Source organism: Pseudomonas sp. 1 R 17, assembly GCF_900067035.1.
Classification (GTDB): domain Bacteria; phylum Pseudomonadota; class Gammaproteobacteria; order Pseudomonadales; family Pseudomonadaceae; genus Aquipseudomonas; species Aquipseudomonas marginalis.
Genome location: NZ_FKLB01000032.1, coordinates 2,501 through 16,647, shown reverse-complemented (window position 1 = coordinate 16,647; position 14,147 = coordinate 2,501). Strand labels below are relative to the sequence as shown.

18 protein-coding genes (1 of these 18 cut by a window edge) are annotated in these 14,147 nt (G+C 59.3%); 6 read left to right on the top strand and 12 right to left on the bottom strand.

All coding sequences use genetic code 11. The features are described 5' to 3' along the window. Positions 1–137 precede the first annotated feature (137 nt). Positions 138–518 (bottom strand): response regulator, encoded by a 381-nt coding sequence (locus BFP99_RS10150; protein WP_065926009.1) that lies wholly within the window; start codon positions 516–518, stop codon positions 138–140. Between the two features lie 198 nt (positions 519–716). Here BFP99_RS10150 and BFP99_RS10145 point away from each other — a divergent pair, with 198 nt between their 5' ends. Further along, positions 717–1,259 carry a demethoxyubiquinone hydroxylase family protein gene (locus BFP99_RS10145; protein WP_256098116.1) on the top strand — a complete coding sequence of 181 codons (543 nt, stop codon included), beginning with the start codon at positions 717–719 and terminating at the stop codon, positions 1,257–1,259. Positions 1,260–1,301: 42 nt separating this feature from the next. Next, a complete protein-coding gene (locus BFP99_RS10140) occupies positions 1,302–1,676 on the top strand; it encodes a c-type cytochrome (protein WP_065926010.1) in 375 nt (124 codons plus the stop codon). Here BFP99_RS10140 and BFP99_RS10135 read toward each other — a convergent pair whose 3' ends face one another. Genes BFP99_RS10135 through BFP99_RS10115 form a run of 5 tightly spaced genes read right to left on the bottom strand, consistent with a single transcriptional unit; the run spans position 1,677 to position 6,399 of the window. Next, positions 1,677–3,698 carry an LTA synthase family protein gene (locus tag BFP99_RS10135; RefSeq protein ID WP_065947235.1) on the bottom strand — a complete coding sequence of 674 codons (2,022 nt, stop codon included), beginning with the start codon at positions 3,696–3,698 and terminating at the stop codon, positions 1,677–1,679. Further along, the gene (locus BFP99_RS10130) at positions 3,698–4,297 is read right to left on the bottom strand and encodes a hypothetical protein (RefSeq protein ID WP_065926011.1); all 600 of its coding nucleotides are present in this window, start codon (positions 4,295–4,297) and stop codon (positions 3,698–3,700) included. Before BFP99_RS10130 ends, BFP99_RS10135 begins: the two co-directional genes overlap by 1 nt. After that, the gene (locus tag BFP99_RS10125) at positions 4,297–5,565 is read right to left on the bottom strand and encodes a sialidase family protein (RefSeq protein ID WP_065947234.1); all 1,269 of its coding nucleotides are present in this window, start codon (positions 5,563–5,565) and stop codon (positions 4,297–4,299) included. Before BFP99_RS10125 ends, BFP99_RS10130 begins: the two co-directional genes overlap by 1 nt. A gap of 22 nt (positions 5,566–5,587) precedes the next feature. Further along, complete coding sequence (locus BFP99_RS10120; RefSeq protein ID WP_065947195.1) at positions 5,588–6,133, bottom strand: cytochrome b/b6 domain-containing protein; 546 nt, start codon at positions 6,131–6,133, stop codon at positions 5,588–5,590. Next, positions 6,133–6,399, bottom strand: coding sequence for a PepSY domain-containing protein (locus BFP99_RS10115; protein WP_065926014.1), 267 nt, complete (start codon positions 6,397–6,399; stop codon positions 6,133–6,135). The genes BFP99_RS10120 and BFP99_RS10115 overlap by 1 nt, the downstream gene beginning before the upstream one ends. Before the next feature lie 147 nt (positions 6,400–6,546). Here BFP99_RS10115 and BFP99_RS10110 point away from each other — a divergent pair, with 147 nt between their 5' ends. The 3 genes from BFP99_RS10110 (at position 6,547) to BFP99_RS10100 (ending at position 9,249) form a co-directional block, all read left to right on the top strand. Then, a complete protein-coding gene (locus BFP99_RS10110) occupies positions 6,547–7,209 on the top strand; it encodes a response regulator (RefSeq protein WP_065926015.1) in 663 nt (220 codons plus the stop codon). Next, positions 7,206–8,558, top strand: a complete 1,353-nt coding sequence (locus tag BFP99_RS10105) for a sensor histidine kinase (protein ID WP_065947194.1) — start codon at positions 7,206–7,208, stop codon at positions 8,556–8,558. The genes BFP99_RS10110 and BFP99_RS10105 overlap by 4 nt, the downstream gene beginning before the upstream one ends. Before the next feature lie 124 nt (positions 8,559–8,682). Beyond that, positions 8,683–9,249 (top strand): hypothetical protein, encoded by a 567-nt coding sequence (locus tag BFP99_RS10100; protein WP_065947193.1) that lies wholly within the window; start codon positions 8,683–8,685, stop codon positions 9,247–9,249. A 228-nt stretch (positions 9,250–9,477) separates the two neighbouring features. Here BFP99_RS10100 and BFP99_RS10095 read toward each other — a convergent pair whose 3' ends face one another. The 3 genes from BFP99_RS10095 to BFP99_RS10085 all read right to left on the bottom strand — a co-directional run bounded on the left by BFP99_RS10095 (position 9,478) and on the right by BFP99_RS10085 (position 11,822). After that, positions 9,478–9,723: a colicin E3-like toxin immunity protein gene (locus tag BFP99_RS10095; protein ID WP_370737660.1), complete on the bottom strand. Its 246-nt coding sequence runs from the start codon at positions 9,721–9,723 to the stop codon at positions 9,478–9,480. Between the two features lie 19 nt (positions 9,724–9,742). After that, entirely contained in the window at positions 9,743–10,897 is a 1,155-nt protein-coding gene (locus BFP99_RS10090) for an S-type pyocin domain-containing protein (protein ID WP_065947191.1), read from the bottom strand. A 301-nt stretch (positions 10,898–11,198) separates the two neighbouring features. Next, entirely contained in the window at positions 11,199–11,822 is a 624-nt protein-coding gene (locus BFP99_RS10085) for a hypothetical protein (protein WP_027607593.1), read from the bottom strand. A gap of 214 nt (positions 11,823–12,036) precedes the next feature. On the opposite strand from BFP99_RS10085, the gene BFP99_RS10080 reads away from it, so the two are divergent. Beyond that, complete coding sequence (locus BFP99_RS10080) at positions 12,037–12,729, top strand: EndoU domain-containing protein (RefSeq protein ID WP_065926018.1); 693 nt, start codon at positions 12,037–12,039, stop codon at positions 12,727–12,729. 62 nt (positions 12,730–12,791) lie between these two features. Here BFP99_RS10080 and BFP99_RS10075 read toward each other — a convergent pair whose 3' ends face one another. From BFP99_RS10075 to BFP99_RS10065, 3 genes are all read right to left on the bottom strand, one after another. Next, a complete protein-coding gene (locus BFP99_RS10075; RefSeq protein WP_065926019.1) occupies positions 12,792–13,370 on the bottom strand; it encodes an RNA polymerase sigma factor in 579 nt (192 codons plus the stop codon). A gap of 347 nt (positions 13,371–13,717) precedes the next feature. Then, the gene (locus BFP99_RS10070) at positions 13,718–14,089 is read right to left on the bottom strand and encodes a PH domain-containing protein (protein ID WP_065926020.1); all 372 of its coding nucleotides are present in this window, start codon (positions 14,087–14,089) and stop codon (positions 13,718–13,720) included. A 24-nt stretch (positions 14,090–14,113) separates the two neighbouring features. Next, a protein-coding gene (locus tag BFP99_RS10065) for a hypothetical protein (RefSeq protein WP_065926021.1) crosses the window boundary here: on the bottom strand, positions 14,114–14,147 show its final stretch. It continues 296 nt past the right edge of the window; only the last 34 of its 330 coding nucleotides appear in the window; its start codon lies beyond the right edge, outside the window — the gene reads right to left on this strand; it ends in the stop codon at positions 14,114–14,116.

Below are 14,147 nucleotides of genomic sequence, written 5' to 3'. Positions count from 1 at the left end.
TTCTACACAACACATAAGCATCAGCTGAACGCACAAGGCGAAAAGGCTGACCAGCGGATCAGAAAAGTCGCTCCCTGCTTAAGTAAGTGACCATAAGGGCTGCTGCGAAGTTCGGCATCAATGATATCGCGACGCTATCAATGCATGGACGCCCCCTGCTGGGTCAATGCCGTTTGCACGCACTCAAGTAAATGCTCGGTGCTCCACGGTTTGGGCAGGAACCGCACGGAGCCACCCAATTGCTCCGCGAGTCTGGCGTTGCCCGAGGTGAGCAGCACCGGCACTGATGGCCAACGGTGCGCCACCACCCGGCTCAAGTCATAGCCGTTGAGCAAACCCGGCATCTGCACATCGCTGACAATCAAGTCCACCGGATCATCGCCGCGTTCCAGGTAAATCATTCCTTCATCGGCTGAAGGAAAAGACGTCACAACCGCGCCGAAATCCTCCAGTACATCCACCATCAACGACCGAATGATCTCGTCGTCTTCCAATACCAAAATCGATGGCTGAGCCATGATCCTTACTCCACCATCAGGGTTCAGTAAGGTGGAGTGGAACGGGGCGGGTTAGGTTCGATTGGATGCGTATGGGGCGATGGGTGGTCAGTTTCGAGGGTCTAGGTTGCGCATTTGCGCGGAGGTACGGCAGGATACCGGCGCTCTGCAATCAGGATCGGCCCGAATCCCGTGGGCCCTCGCACAAGGTCGTCAACCGTGAACGCTTCCGCAGCCCCCTTGATCGACCCTGACCTGGGCAATCGCATGATCAAAGTCGACCACGCCGGCGAGCATGGCGCGATCTGTATCTACAGCGGCCAGCTGTTTATGGCGCGATTGTTTGTATCCGGCATGGTGGGTGAGCTCGAGGAATTCCTGTCCCACGAACGTCGCCATCGCGCGGTGTTCCAGGCCGAGTTGCAACGACGGGGTTACCGACGCTGCCGCAGCTACTGGCTTTGCGGCCTTGGCGGGCTGGTGCTGGGCCTGCTCACCGGGGTGTGCGGGCGCAAGGCTATTGTTGTCACCACCGTCGCGGTGGAAAGCGTGGTGCTCAAGCACCTGGCTCATCAGCTTCATGCGTTACGCGAAATCGACCCACTGGCCGTGACGGCCATTGCTTCCATCGTTGAAGAAGAGCAACACCACCATGACCACTCGGCTGCGCAGATCGATGTGCAGGATCCCTGGTTTCGTGCGCTGACGCCGGTGGTGACGGCGTGGACCGAAGCGGTGATCTGGATGGGCATGCGCTCCTGACAAACAGGCATAATCGCCGCCAACACCGATGTGGAGTCACCCATGAAGTACGTCCTGCTGACCCTTGCGCTGATTCTCAACACCAGCGCCGCCAATGCCGCCGGCGATGCCGAGGCCGGCGGCAAACTCTTCACCAAGACCTGCGGCGGCTGCCACAGCGTCGGCGAAGGCGCACGCGGTGGCTTTGGCCCGGAGCTCAACGGCATCATCGGCCGACCTGCCGGCACCACCGCCGACTATCAATATTCGGACGCGATGAAAAACTCCGGTGTGGTCTGGACCCGCGACAAGCTCGCGGCCTACATCGAAGCGCCCAAAAAGGTGGTGAGTGGTACGCGCATGATTTTCTGGGGCATCAGCGACCCGGAAAAAATCGACAATATCCTGGCGTACCTCGAGACATTCCAATCCAAGTAATCACTCACGCACATTCCTGAACAGCATCAATCGCGCACTCTCGTGCAGCCCACGGGTCAGTGCCTGCAGGCGCTGGAATTCCTCGGGGTGCTGCGCGGCCACATCGTCACGCGGGGTGAGTGATGCCAGGTCATGCAAGGTGGGTGAGCTGCCGTCGTGCTGCATCTGCAGCAAAAAGTGCCGGGTCACGCCGCCGATGATCGGGAAGGTGCCTTCGCGCAATACCAGCGGCACCACGCGTTCGCCCTCGGGCGCCGGTTGCTGGATGTCCCGGCCCATCGCACCGTTGCGAAACGGTACGCCTGCCATGCCGGCCACGGTGGGCAGCAGGTCGGCCAGCCCTACAGCTTCCTCGATCACCCGAGGCGCAAGGCCGGGAGCGTGGATCAGCAGCGGCACGTTGTTACTTTCCAGGCCCAGCTGTTCGAAGGCCGGCGCCATGTGCGGGATCTGGCTGATGCGGGTGTTGTGGTCGCCGAAGAACACAAAGATGCTGTTGTCGTAGTAGCCACCGGACTTGGCGATTTCCATCAGCCGGCCGATGTTGTAGTCCAGCAGGCGTACGGCGTTGTACTGCTCGACACTGCGGGAGCCCGCGGCCTGGGCCTGTTCCAGCGTCACGTGGCTGAGCTGGAAGCCATCGTTGTGTTTGGGGATGGTGAAGGGGCGATGGTTGCCGGAGGTTTGCAGGTAGGCAAAGAACGGTTGGTCCTTGGGAAGCGTGCTCAACAGATCGTCAGCTTCCTTGAACAGGTCCAGGTCGGAAATCCCCCACACGTCTACCCGTGGCGATTGCCAGTCGCTCTCCTCGAACAGTTGCACATCGTCGATGCTCTGGCGGATCAGTGCATTGATATTCGCCCAGCCGGCGTTGCCGCCGATCATGTAGAACTTCTGGTAGCCCTCGAATGCATTGATCAACGTGTGTTGCCGCGTGATCAACGGGTTGCGCGTGGCGGTCTCCTGGCGGGTGACGTCGGGCACGCCGGTGATGCTGGCCCACACGGTTTTCGCGGTGCCGGTGACGGGGACGTAGAAGTGTTTGAAGAACCAGCTTTGCGTCGCCAGTTTGTCCAGGTTCGGCGTGGGGTTGAGCGGGTTGCCATAGGCACCCACGGCACTGGTGCCGAGGGATTCGAGCATCACGAAAATCACGTTGGGCGGGCGCTCGCCGGCCAGTCGATAGGGCTGCACGCCTTGTTCGCGGATGAAGTCCAGGGACTGGGCATCGGGTTGGGGCACTCCCAGGTATTCGGCGACTTGCGGGTAATACTGGCGGACCTGGGCCTCATCGAACTGCGATTGGCCGACCTTGAGCGTGTCATACAAAAACAGCACCGGGTTCAGGCCCACGGCGGCCAGTTGGCTGTTGCCGGCAAAGAAGGCATCGCTCCAGCGCAGGGGCACCGGGTTTTCCAGGTTGAGATGGGCGACACGGCCCAGCAGGGCCAGCAGCACCGCGACGACGCCCATCACACTCACCAGCGCCAGTGCCGGTTTGCTGATGGCGGTGGGCGCTCGATCCAGGGTCAACCGCTCCAGGCAGACCAACGCCCAGACCCAAAGCGCCACCGCCGCGAGCCAGCAGGCGGTTATCCACAGTACCGGGTAGGTTTCCCACACCATCTGCTGGGAAATCTGCGCATCCTGCAGGTAACGCAGCACCGTCGCATTGATACGCACGCCGAGGTAGGCGTAGTGGCCGAAGTCGATGATGTACACCAGCCCCACCCCCGCCAGCGCGATGACCAGATAACCGCGCGCCAGCCAGCGCAGGGCCGGCAGGGTGGTGAGGTTCCAGCGCGGCAACCACGCCAGCACGGCCAGCGGCAGCAGGATCAACACCGCCAGGCGCAGGTCGAAACGCAGGCCGATTCCCAGGGTTTCCAGCAGCGCCGGGGTGTTCAAGTCCAGGCCGGAAAAAACCAGCACAAACACCAGCCGCAACGCAGCCAGCAACACAAATACCAACCCGATCGCGCCCAGGCCGTAGCGCAGGCGGCGTGATTGCAACGCACTCATCATTGACCCCGGTGCCATTTCAAAAGAGGGCGCCAGGCGGCGCTGATCAGCAGCCCCGCGCCGGCGATCAGGCAGTAACCGGTCAGCAACGGGTCGACCAGATAATCCCAATAGTTTTCCGACGCCTTGAGCCGTAACGCAAAAGCCAACGTGCCCATCGCCAGCATCCACACCGCCAGCGTATTACGCAGCCACAGCATCAACAGTGCGGCCGCCGCCATCAGGGCGATCATCGGTCGCGGGTTGAAGCCCCAACGGTACGGGTCGAAGTAGGTCAGGCCCAACGTGGCCGGGTACAGCACCAGGCTCAGCAGGCCAAACAGCAGCAACGTCTGCACTTGATGCCGACGAGCGAGCGGTTGCACTAAGCCCAGGCGGCTGAGCATGACCCACGCCAACAGCACCAATGTGCAGATGGCCAGGTCATCGGTAAAACTGCGCACATACGCCGCCAGCGGCAGCTCGTTGACCGGGATAAAACTGACCGCTACCAGCACCGGCAGCAGCCATGGCCGCCAGGGAGCGGTAAACCTGAGCGCGCTCAACAGCACAAACCCCAGCAGCACAAAACTCAAATGGGCCTGCCACACAGAAACCATCACAGACGCTCCGCCAGCCAGGCTTCGTTGAAGCTGACATGTTTGATGAAGGTGTTATTCCACGAGTACACCACGTGGTACATGCCGTCCGGACTGCGGCTGAAGTACGGGTACTCGTATTCGAAATCGCAGCCTTGGGGTTTGCATACGCGGTAATCGAGGTTGCTGAGAAAGCGCTGTTCCAGCGGCAGGCGTTTGGCGCCGCTGGAGGCGCGGAAGCCTTCGCCGATGATTGCTTTATAGGCCTCGGGGGAGAACGGTTGGCCGAGCGGGTCGGGTGACTCATCCAGTTGCACCACGGTGCGCCATTGGCTGAGCTGGGCGTCGGTGCCGTAGAGGCTGAGCTTGAAGCGGCCGTCCTGCAGGTCGTTGAGGGCCACGAGCAGCCCGTCGTCCTCGGTACCCACCGCCGCCAACGATGAATTGGGATTTGCCGGTTCCAGCGGGTACGGCTCGCTCCAGGTTTGCCCCGCATCTTCGGTGCGGCTGGCCAGGACGCGGTGGTGGGTGTCGCCGGCGTAGCGCAACATCGCCACCGCGCGCTTGCCATCCAGCGGCACGATAGTGGGTTGCAGGGAATTCTTGCCGCGGCTGATGCGGAATTTGTCGATTACCGCGCCGTCGGCACTCAAGTACAGGTACTCGGCAAACTTGCCCATGAACTCGTGGTACACCGGCAGGCCGATGGAGCCGTCGGCGTGGAACACCGGCGCGGCGCGTACCAGGGTACTGATGTTGAAAAACGGTGAGGTCACCAACTGTCGGGGCGCGGACCAGTTGGCGCCGAGGTCGTCGGACACCATCAGGTTGATTGCACTGGTGGCCCAGCCACCGACCGACACCGACACATAAAACATCCACAGGCGTTTATCCGGCCCCAGGGCAATCACCGGATTGCCGAGCTTGCGGATATAACGCTGGGTGCCGTCGCGGGTGCTTTCCCGCGTGGCCAGCACCCGCTCGGCACCCCATTCGCCACTGCGGGCATCGAAGCGTGCGGTGCGCACCTGCACATCGGCGGCGCCTTCACGGGAACCGGCAAACCACACGGCCATCAAGTCGCCGCCGGGCAGGGCGGTGACCGAGGAAGCGTGGACAAAGTCAGTGAGCTGCGAGGACACAAAACGGCTGGTGTATTGCGGGGCCGCCGCCACCTTCGAGGTGTTCGGCGCCACTTGGGCAAAGTGTGCCAGTACATGGGGCGGATGGCTTAGCCATGCGGCCAGGAACACGCCGAGCAGGCTGCAGATCAGTAAGGCGGAGCGCATAGAGAACCTGTCGAGAAAAGGATTACTGCGCAGGCTCATCCGGCAGGCGCTTCCTGCGACCGGTGAGCATGGATAACGGCAGGTTGTCCCGCACCTGGATACTTTCAAACACCGCGGCCAGCACATGGATGCACACCAGGCCCAACAGCACATTGGCGGCGGTCTCATGGATTTGCAGGGGCCAATCGGCGCCCCACAGGGCATCCACTTCCTGCATCAAAAAGCCGCTGATGCCGACGACCAGCAACGCCAGCAACATCAACAGCATCACCAGCGCGCCGAGGGGCGAGTGGCCCAGGCGATGCTGCGGGCGGCGGTTGAGCAGCGAGCGCAGATGGTTTTTCAAGCGTTTCGGGGTCGGCCAGAAATCCGCCCAACGTGCACTGCGCGGCCCGATGAATCCCCACACCACGCGCACCAGCAGCCAGGCCATGGCGTAATAGCCCAGCCAGACATGCCAGTCGTCGCCTGCTTCGTTAAAGAAGTAATTGGCGACAAAGACCCCGGCGATCGACAGATGAAACAGCCTCACCAGCGGGTCCCACAGGCGCAGGGATTCGCCTGGCATCAGCCTTTGATCTCAGTCTTCACGGCCTTGCCGGTGACCGGATCGTGGTAGATCTCTACCTTGCGCTTGTCCTTGTCGAAACCGTAGATTTCGTAGCAGTTGCCGTCGGTGACCTTGAACTTGCTGATCTCGTAGCCTTCGGCCTTGAGCTTGTCCTGGAAGGCTTTTTCGTCTTGCCATTGCGAGCGTTCGGCGGTGGTGCATTGCGGACCGGCAAGGGCCAGGGGGCTGGCGATAATCAGGGACAGCAGGAGAATTTTGCGCATGGAAAAGCTCTCAGCAGATGTGGGAGATTTCACAGTGCAAAATCAACCTTAGCGCAACCTTAGTTGGCAACGCGCGGTAACATCTTTGCCGAAATAGCCTCGGCCAGAACCCGGCATGATGCCGCCGATTCCTACAGAGGTTTTGCTATGCGCCTACTCCTTGTCGAAGATGATCGTGCCCTTGGCCAAGGGATTCGCGTGGCATTGGGCGTTGAAGGCTACACCCTGGATTGGTTGCAGGATGGCGTTGCGGCCCTGCATGCCCTGCGCATGGAAAGCTTCGACCTGTTGCTGCTCGACCTCGGCCTGCCGCGCCTCGATGGCCTGGACCTGTTGCAGCAACTGCGCGCCGAGCAGCACGACCTGCCGGTGCTGATCCTCACTGCCCGCGACGGCACCGCCGAGCGCATCGCCGGCCTGGACGCCGGTGCCGACGACTACCTGGTCAAACCCTTCGATGTGGAAGAACTCAAGGCCCGCGTGCGCGCCTTGTTGCGCCGCAGTCAGGGCCGCGCGCAACCGATGCTGGAACATGCCGGCGTCAGCCTCGATCCAGCTACCCAGCAAGTGCGGTACCTGGACGCGGACATCATCGTCACCCCGATGGAATACCAATTGCTGCACCAACTGATGGTACGCCCAGGCAAAGTGGTGACCCGCGAGCGCCTGTCCCGCGCGTTGTATGGCTGGCAGGACCGGGTCGAGAGCAACACCTTGGAAGTGTTGATCCACAACCTGCGTAAAAAGTTATCCACCGAGCTGATCCGCACCGTGCGCGGCGTTGGCTATGTACTGGCGCTTAAACCATGACCTCCGTGCGTGCTCGTATCCTCATCCCTGTCCTGGTGCTGATCCTGTTGGGCGACGCGCTGATCAGCTGGCTGGTGCTGCGCGACAGCCACCATGAAATCGAAGAAGTCTACGACGCTCAACTCGCCCAAAGCGCACGCCTGTTGCAAGGCGTATTGCGCCAGCGCGACCCTGGCGAAGCCGACTGGGACCGCCTGTACCAGGCCTTCGATCAGGCCATGAGCCGTGTCGGCGAAGACGGCGTTGCCCACCCTTATGAAACCCGGTTGACCTTCCAGGTGTGGCGCAGCGACGGCCAATTACTCGTACGCTCCGCCGAAGCGCCAGTGTTGGCCGCACCGCCGGCTACCCTGGGCTCCCACGACATCATGGACAACGGCAACGACTGGTGCGCCTTTCTCCTTGCCGACCCGCAGCAAGGCCTGCTGATATGGGTGGGCGAGCGCGACGATATTCGTCAGGACGTGATCCAGCGCATCATGCGCCACACCCTCTGGCCCACCTTGATCGGCGTGCCGCTGCTCACGGTGTTGATCTGGCTGGTGATCGGCTGGGGCCTCAAACCCTTGCGCGCCATGGCCCGTAAAATTCGCGGGCGAACCGCCGAGACTTTGCAACCGCTGCACCTCAAGCCGCTGCCCAGTGACCTGGAGCCGATGCAAACCGCGCTCAACCGACTGTTGGTTCAAGTGGATGATCTATTGGAACGCGAACGCCGTTTTATCGCCGACGCCGCCCACGAACTGCGCACCCCCCTGGCGATCCTGCGCATCCACGCGCAGAACGCCCAAAGCGCCGGTACCGAGGCCCAGCGGCGCGAAGCGTTGGACTTCCTGGTCAACGGCGTCGACCGCGCCACCCGCATTGGCAGCCAACTGCTGACCATGGCGCGTATCGAACCGCAGTTGAACAATCCCAAGCGCAGCCGCGTACAACTCACCGAGCTGGTGCGCGAAGAACTCGCCGAACTGACACCGCTGGCCATGGAAAAAGGCGTGGAGTTGGTGTTGGAAGGGGATGAAGACTGCTGGATCGAAACCGAGCCTGTAGCACTGGCCATCGCCCTGCAAAACCTGGTGACCAACGCCCTCAACTTCTCCCCGCCGGGCAGCGAAGTGAAAGTGGTGATTGGTGCCCATTGCCTTAGCGTGGAGGACCAGGGGCCGGGCATTGATGAGGCGGAAATGGGGCGTTTGTTCGAGCGGTTCTACAGCCGTGGCAATGCCAATGGCGCAGGGCTGGGGCTGGCGATTGTGGAGATGATCGTGGGCAAGATCGGCAGCCGGTTGGCGTTGCATAACCGTGAGCAGGGCGGCTTGTGCGCACGGTTGGTGTTCAGCGAGGCCTGAATCGATCACGGCTCAAATGTGGGCGCTGTCGAGCCCCTGCATCGCGGTCGCTCCACTGCGGAACATTCTGTTTAATCACTGGTCCAGTCATCATCATCTGTCACCCTGATAAGGACATCCTCCCGTGAAGCGAATCGCACTGCTCTCCCTGGCCCTGGCGCTGTGTGCCTGCCAATCCAACCCACGTGACTCATCGCCCAGCCTGCTCAAGGACGGCATCCAGCTGCGCCAGAAAACCGTGGCTGTCGATGCTGAGCACGCCAAAGTCATCATGAAAGCCTACGGCGGCACCGCTCCCGTCGAGTTCTCGATACGTCGCGAAGGCGACCTCGATCAACGCATGGAAACCCTGGGCACGGTGATGGATACAGGTGAAGGCCGCGTCTTCAACTGGATTGCAAAGCTCAACCAGACGGTGGCCAGCGCTGGGTTTAAGCGCTTCCCGCAGTTGGAGATCCAGGCAGATCCTGGCAAGAAGTTGACCGTTGCCAGTTCGTCCACCGACTCACGCCCTGGCATCTACGCCATTTGCGGGCCTCTGCTAAGTAGCTTCCAGCCTGAAAAGGGCAAGGTGTATCTGGTGGAGTTCCAGTTCAAACCTTCGGCGTGTGCGCAGCAGGTGTTTGATATTACGGATCCGGGGAAACGGGTTCTGATTGGGGGGGAGGGGAGTGAGGCGAAAGAGGGTTAGTTGGACGGCCGAACAAATGCGGATGCTGCGCTTGGAAGGACCTGAAGGTTTGATACTTCCAGCGCTCTCCGCCAGGGTCTTCATCGGTCGTGCTGACTTCGCCGAAGTACCAATGCTCTGATTCGAAAACGTTTCCTTTTTCGTCCTCGTGGATGAAGTGAAAGCCAACTTCGTGGAGGCCTGCCTGAACGACAGTCTGCGCATGAAGATGAATTCTCTAAGTCTGTGTTATTCGTTTGCACCTTCGTAATCAAACGCGATGAAGTAGTCGCTTTCTGAAAGAGCAATTTCATGAGAGAAGTGTGTCTGTATCTGTGATAGCCATTCCCGCCGCAGTTCAAACATACCGTTATTGACGTCCTCGTCTATCGACAGTCCAAGTTTAGAAATCACGGAGTAGTCGTTTCCTAGGTCCGCTGAGTCCTCCGTTCCGCGTAGCCGCTCTGTGGTTCTGTCGAACCATTCCAATCTCATTTTTAGTCCCATGTGTCCCTCATAGATATTTTTTGATGTTTCGTTTTTTCTTCGGCTCTTTTAGCTGCTCGCCGGTTATGTGACTGAACGCACCTAAATGGCTCCCATCACTTGCAAGATAAACTTCCAACTCTCCATGTTGGGAATCCCATTCATAAACTCTCCTGCCTTTTTCCTCAATCCAACGCTCTCTCAGCCCGGCACCGCCCTGTCTGGGAGTCATGGGTTTTGCTTTTATCAGGTTTCCAAAGCCAGTTATTTGTTCAGTATTTGGAGCCCTGTGGTACTTGTGATCCCCAGCCTTAACACTAACCACCACATACAGTGGTCGAACCCCCGACTCCACCGGGAACACCAGGATAAAATCCCGATACTCCGGCGGATAAATCGGGTTTACCAGAATCTGCGCCGCTTTCTCCGTCGGTGGGTAAATCCAGATCACCGGTGCTTGCGGCGCAGCCTCCAGGGTCGGAATACCCAGCGTGTCACTTGGATCAACGGCGGGCGTCCAGATCAGCTCGACACCCTCACCCAAATCCGCCACAAATTGATCGCCACGGCTTTGGAACTGCACCACATCAATCATTTGCCAATCAGGATTATTGCCGGTGTAAAACCCATACCCCTTGAGCGTGCCGTCCTCGCGTTGCTCGATATGCAAACGCATCTGCGAACGCGCCCTTTGCATCGAACGCAATTGCGCCTCGCTGTAGAGCGCGCTATCTCCCAACTCTGATGGCCAGGCCAACGCCACCAAACCCGTCAACAGGCCACCGGCGACGGATCCGACTGCAGTGGCTGCCGACTCAAAAAACGCCGAACGCAACGCCAACTGTCCTAGACCCGCCGGTAGTGCACTGCCACCGATCTTGCGCAAGGCAACTGCGCGCCGACCGTCTACCTCACGCCCACCCAGCAGGCTTAAATTGCCGTACTCTTTGATCAGCTCCAACGGGACATAATCGGCGGGGTTGAAGTAATGGGTGATGCCGTCAGGCAGTTGGCAGGGCTTGATGAAGACGCAGCCGGGAGGTTTGGCTGGCGTGGGTGCCGGAGCAGGGGATGGCTCGTAAAAATCAACAGATGGCGAATACGGCGCCCGCGACGGCTGTGGGGTCAGGATTCGCTGTTTGAGTAACTCTTCTTCGGTGGGGGGGTAAAAGCGTTCTGACATGGATGGCTCACTTCCTTGTGCTAGGGAGTGAGGCTACGAGGGGGGATCAGAAGCTGATATCGGCTTAATTCGTTGGCTAGTGTCGGAAAAGTAGACTGATGTTTGAGTCAGTCGCGCTGCTTCGATTATTTCGATTTTCGTTTGTTTCGTTCAGTGACTCAAATGTGGGAATTATCGGTGAAGCCCGGGTTTTCAACTGGCATGACACTCTCCGTATCCAACCCGGCGAGACGCCACGCAGCGAGGGGACGGGTGTGGTCAGGTAAGGCACGCGGCGATTTGCTCGCCGCGTGGTTCAACGTTACATCGGCGCGAAATCGAACGACCACAGGCCGCTGGCACGGCTTACCGTCACGTTCACCTCAGTGGCGGTGATGGGGGCGATGAACTGGGTCATGTCCGAGAAGTTCTGCACGATATAGGTCTGCCCGACCATCGGAGGCGTTGCCACCATGAAGTAAAAGTTGGGCTCGTATTCAAAGCTTACGGTCATGCTCGAGTCCACTTTTGGCATGGTCACTACAGGCCGACCGTTGACGTACCAGTTGCTGTCGAACTGCAGGTACGGGTTGGTTTTGTTGATGATGCCGCACTGCTGCGGTGTGAGTTTCTCCTTGGCCAGTGAAAGCGCCGCCGGCTCAAGGTACGGCGACAATCCGTTAGGGCTGACCGCCTGAAGCAAGGTACCAGGGTTAAGCGTGCGACGGCCCGAGATGATGGTATTGCTGTCTTTTTCACCAAGGGTGGTGACATCGGTTTCAATAATGGCCTCGTAGTCGAACGACTCCGTGGCACCGGCAGAGCCGGTCAGGATCTGCCAGGCGTGAATCCGATAATCGCGCTGAGGCTGTTGGGGTTTGAGAAATACCAGAACGGTCTTGCCTTCCATATCATCGACAGCAAAGTTCACATTGAATGTGGTCATTGTCCTTCTCCTTGTTCCCTGTTCAAGCCGGAGCAACATGCCTTGGCTTATCCCTCCTGACGTACCGAGTCACCGCTTGTGAAGATCTGTTTCAACTTCTTCCTCGCGGTGCAAGAAAGCCGTGCAGACGCGGTCATGTACGCTTCACAACTGTAGTCGCGTTGCGTCCTGACGAAGGGACATTCCGTCCCGATTGTCAGAAAGGAGTATTGTCATGCACGCACTTACCGTCGTTGCCACGGGTGTGGCCAGCGCACTATTGAGCCTGTCGGCTGCTGCGCAGATGGACTGCGCTGCGGCTTCAGCCGCGGTGATCCCGCTACCGGTGCAGGTCAGCAACGTGGCTATCCCTAACAGCCGTAGCAACCCGCAGATAAACCAACGGCATATCTTCTGTGGCGAGATCAACGCCGCTGGCAATGCGGTGGGGTTTCACTCTCGGCCCGGTAACCATGATCCGCAGGTGGGGCCACTGGCGCTTGACCCGGTTGCCGCTCGTACCATCGGTCCTCGTACATACATGGTGCCTTACGGGCTTAATCCACCTAACGATTACCGTTATGCAAACGCCAACGTAGAAGTGCTTAACGTGGCGACGGGGACGTGGGTGGCCAAGGCAGGGCCTTCCACGTTCTTCCCCGACAGTTGCACGCAACAGCAGGTTGTCACGTCGATTCGCTATGCCTTCATGCACCTGAGCTCTGGCCTGGTGATGGGTGGGGGAAACAGCCAGATTTTCTTCGGGCCTTCCGCGCCGACGGTGATCGCCGTCGTTCCCAATCCTTATTGTGTTGATGAGCAAGGGCTGGCATTTACAGTTGGCGGCTATCTCAACGGTATTCCCCCTGCACCTGGTGCTGCCTTGGTTTGGTGGGTGAATTCCGCCTTCCCGATCGCGGCTTTCTGAGTATGGAAAAGCCTGCCCCAATGATTTGGGGCAGGCTTGTTCTTGCGGGGCTTGCCAATGGATCAAGTGCCGCAAATCGGACCGAGTAAACCCCGTAATTGCTGCCGTGCCAGTTGCACACGCTTTCGGGCGTTGGACTCACTGATCAGCAACGTGCCTGCCATACCTTCGTATTCCAGGCCATCGATGCAACGTAGCGCCAACGCCTGCGAAAGTGTCGCTGGCAACCGGCCGATGGCCAGGTTAAGGGCCTGCAAGGCTTCTTGTCCGCACGCATTGCGCTCCGGGTCATCATGCGGCGGTTGCCAGGTGACGCTTTCATACAGATCGTGATCAAGCCATTCAAGGCTGCAGGTGACCGGCGTTTTGCGCAGGCGGTCGATACAAAAGTTGTGCGCCACCCGCTTGAGCCAGGCGGGCACATTCTCCACGCTATTCAAGCGTTCGGGGGCCTTGCTCAACAGGTTGAACAAATGCAGGCGCACCTCGCTCAAGGCGTCCTCTGCATCCTGGGGGCGGCGCAGCAACCGTCGACAGCGCTGACGAATGATTGCGTCGTGATGGATCAAGAACAGCCAAATTTCATTCGGCGCACAGCCGTGCTCGACACCGTGCGGCTTCGCATCCCTGTCACTCGCCATAATCATTCCCTGATCAACTGCGGCGCCAGGCCCGACAGGCTTTTTTTGCAAAGCGTGTGAGGCACTGGCCGGAGCAAGCAGGACGGAATAACGACAGGGTTTGTGAACGTGGGCTAGTGAAATAAGGGGAGACGGTGTAGGAAATGCAGATTGGGGGGCGGTAGCCTCATGCTCCTGAGTTCTGGCTTGGTGAATGTGGGTAGCGTCAGCTGTTGACTGGGGGCTCCACTTAGTTGATGAGGTTGCGTGTAGTAAGCGGCGGTTTACTTTTAGGTAATCGGGCTCGGTTCAACAGCAGGATGACGATCAATAGGCGTCATCTTTGATGCTCTGAGCATGCCTGCTGATCAGGTCAGCAAGTGCTTGGAGATCAAGCGGGAGATTTCGACAATCGAGGTCTTGCCGGTGAATTCAAATTTCACTTTTCCCAGCGACGAAAAGTAAATCTCCAGTTCCGAATCCAGGTCAAACGTCCCGGACGTTTCCACCGAGTACGCGACGATGTTTTTGTACGGCAGCGAGGTGAAGTCCTTCTTGCTGCCTGTTATGCCTTGTACGTTCACTGCGATGATGCGTTTGGTGGTGAAGACCACGCCATCGCGCATGGCTTTGTAGGCGTCGATGACTTCTTCGCCGTCCAGCAGCAGGGCCGCGACGCGTTCGGCGTATTCGTTGTTTTGCTTGAGTTTGAAGAAGCCTTTGTTGTTGAAGTCGATCATGTGAAGGTCCTTGTGGTGAGTCCGTTACTGAATGGCTTTAAGGTAGTCCTTCAGTGTC

Coding starts and splice junctions, on each gene's coding strand:
- BFP99_RS10105 (WP_065947194.1), top strand. CDS start 7,206: ATGACCTCCGTGCGTGCTCGTATCCTCATCCCTGTCCTGGTGCTGATC.
- BFP99_RS10090 (WP_065947191.1), bottom strand. CDS start 10,897: ATGTCAGAACGCTTTTACCCCCCCACCGAAGAAGAGTTACTCAAACAG.
- BFP99_RS10125 (WP_065947234.1), bottom strand. CDS start 5,565: ATGCGCTCCGCCTTACTGATCTGCAGCCTGCTCGGCGTGTTCCTGGCC.
- BFP99_RS10120 (WP_065947195.1), bottom strand. CDS start 6,133: ATGCCAGGCGAATCCCTGCGCCTGTGGGACCCGCTGGTGAGGCTGTTT.
- BFP99_RS10140 (WP_065926010.1), top strand. CDS start 1,302: ATGAAGTACGTCCTGCTGACCCTTGCGCTGATTCTCAACACCAGCGCC.
- BFP99_RS10095 (WP_370737660.1), bottom strand. CDS start 9,723: ATGAGATTGGAATGGTTCGACAGAACCACAGAGCGGCTACGCGGAACG.
- BFP99_RS10110 (WP_065926015.1), top strand. CDS start 6,547: ATGCGCCTACTCCTTGTCGAAGATGATCGTGCCCTTGGCCAAGGGATT.
- BFP99_RS10085 (WP_027607593.1), bottom strand. CDS start 11,822: ATGACCACATTCAATGTGAACTTTGCTGTCGATGATATGGAAGGCAAG.
- BFP99_RS10070 (WP_065926020.1), bottom strand. CDS start 14,089: ATGATCGACTTCAACAACAAAGGCTTCTTCAAACTCAAGCAAAACAAC.
- BFP99_RS10075 (WP_065926019.1), bottom strand. CDS start 13,370: ATGGCGAGTGACAGGGATGCGAAGCCGCACGGTGTCGAGCACGGCTGT.
- BFP99_RS10115 (WP_065926014.1), bottom strand. CDS start 6,399: ATGCGCAAAATTCTCCTGCTGTCCCTGATTATCGCCAGCCCCCTGGCC.
- BFP99_RS10135 (WP_065947235.1), bottom strand. CDS start 3,698: ATGAGTGCGTTGCAATCACGCCGCCTGCGCTACGGCCTGGGCGCGATC.
- BFP99_RS10080 (WP_065926018.1), top strand. CDS start 12,037: ATGCACGCACTTACCGTCGTTGCCACGGGTGTGGCCAGCGCACTATTG.
- BFP99_RS10130 (WP_065926011.1), bottom strand. CDS start 4,297: ATGGTTTCTGTGTGGCAGGCCCATTTGAGTTTTGTGCTGCTGGGGTTT.
- BFP99_RS10150 (WP_065926009.1), bottom strand. CDS start 518: ATGGCTCAGCCATCGATTTTGGTATTGGAAGACGACGAGATCATTCGG.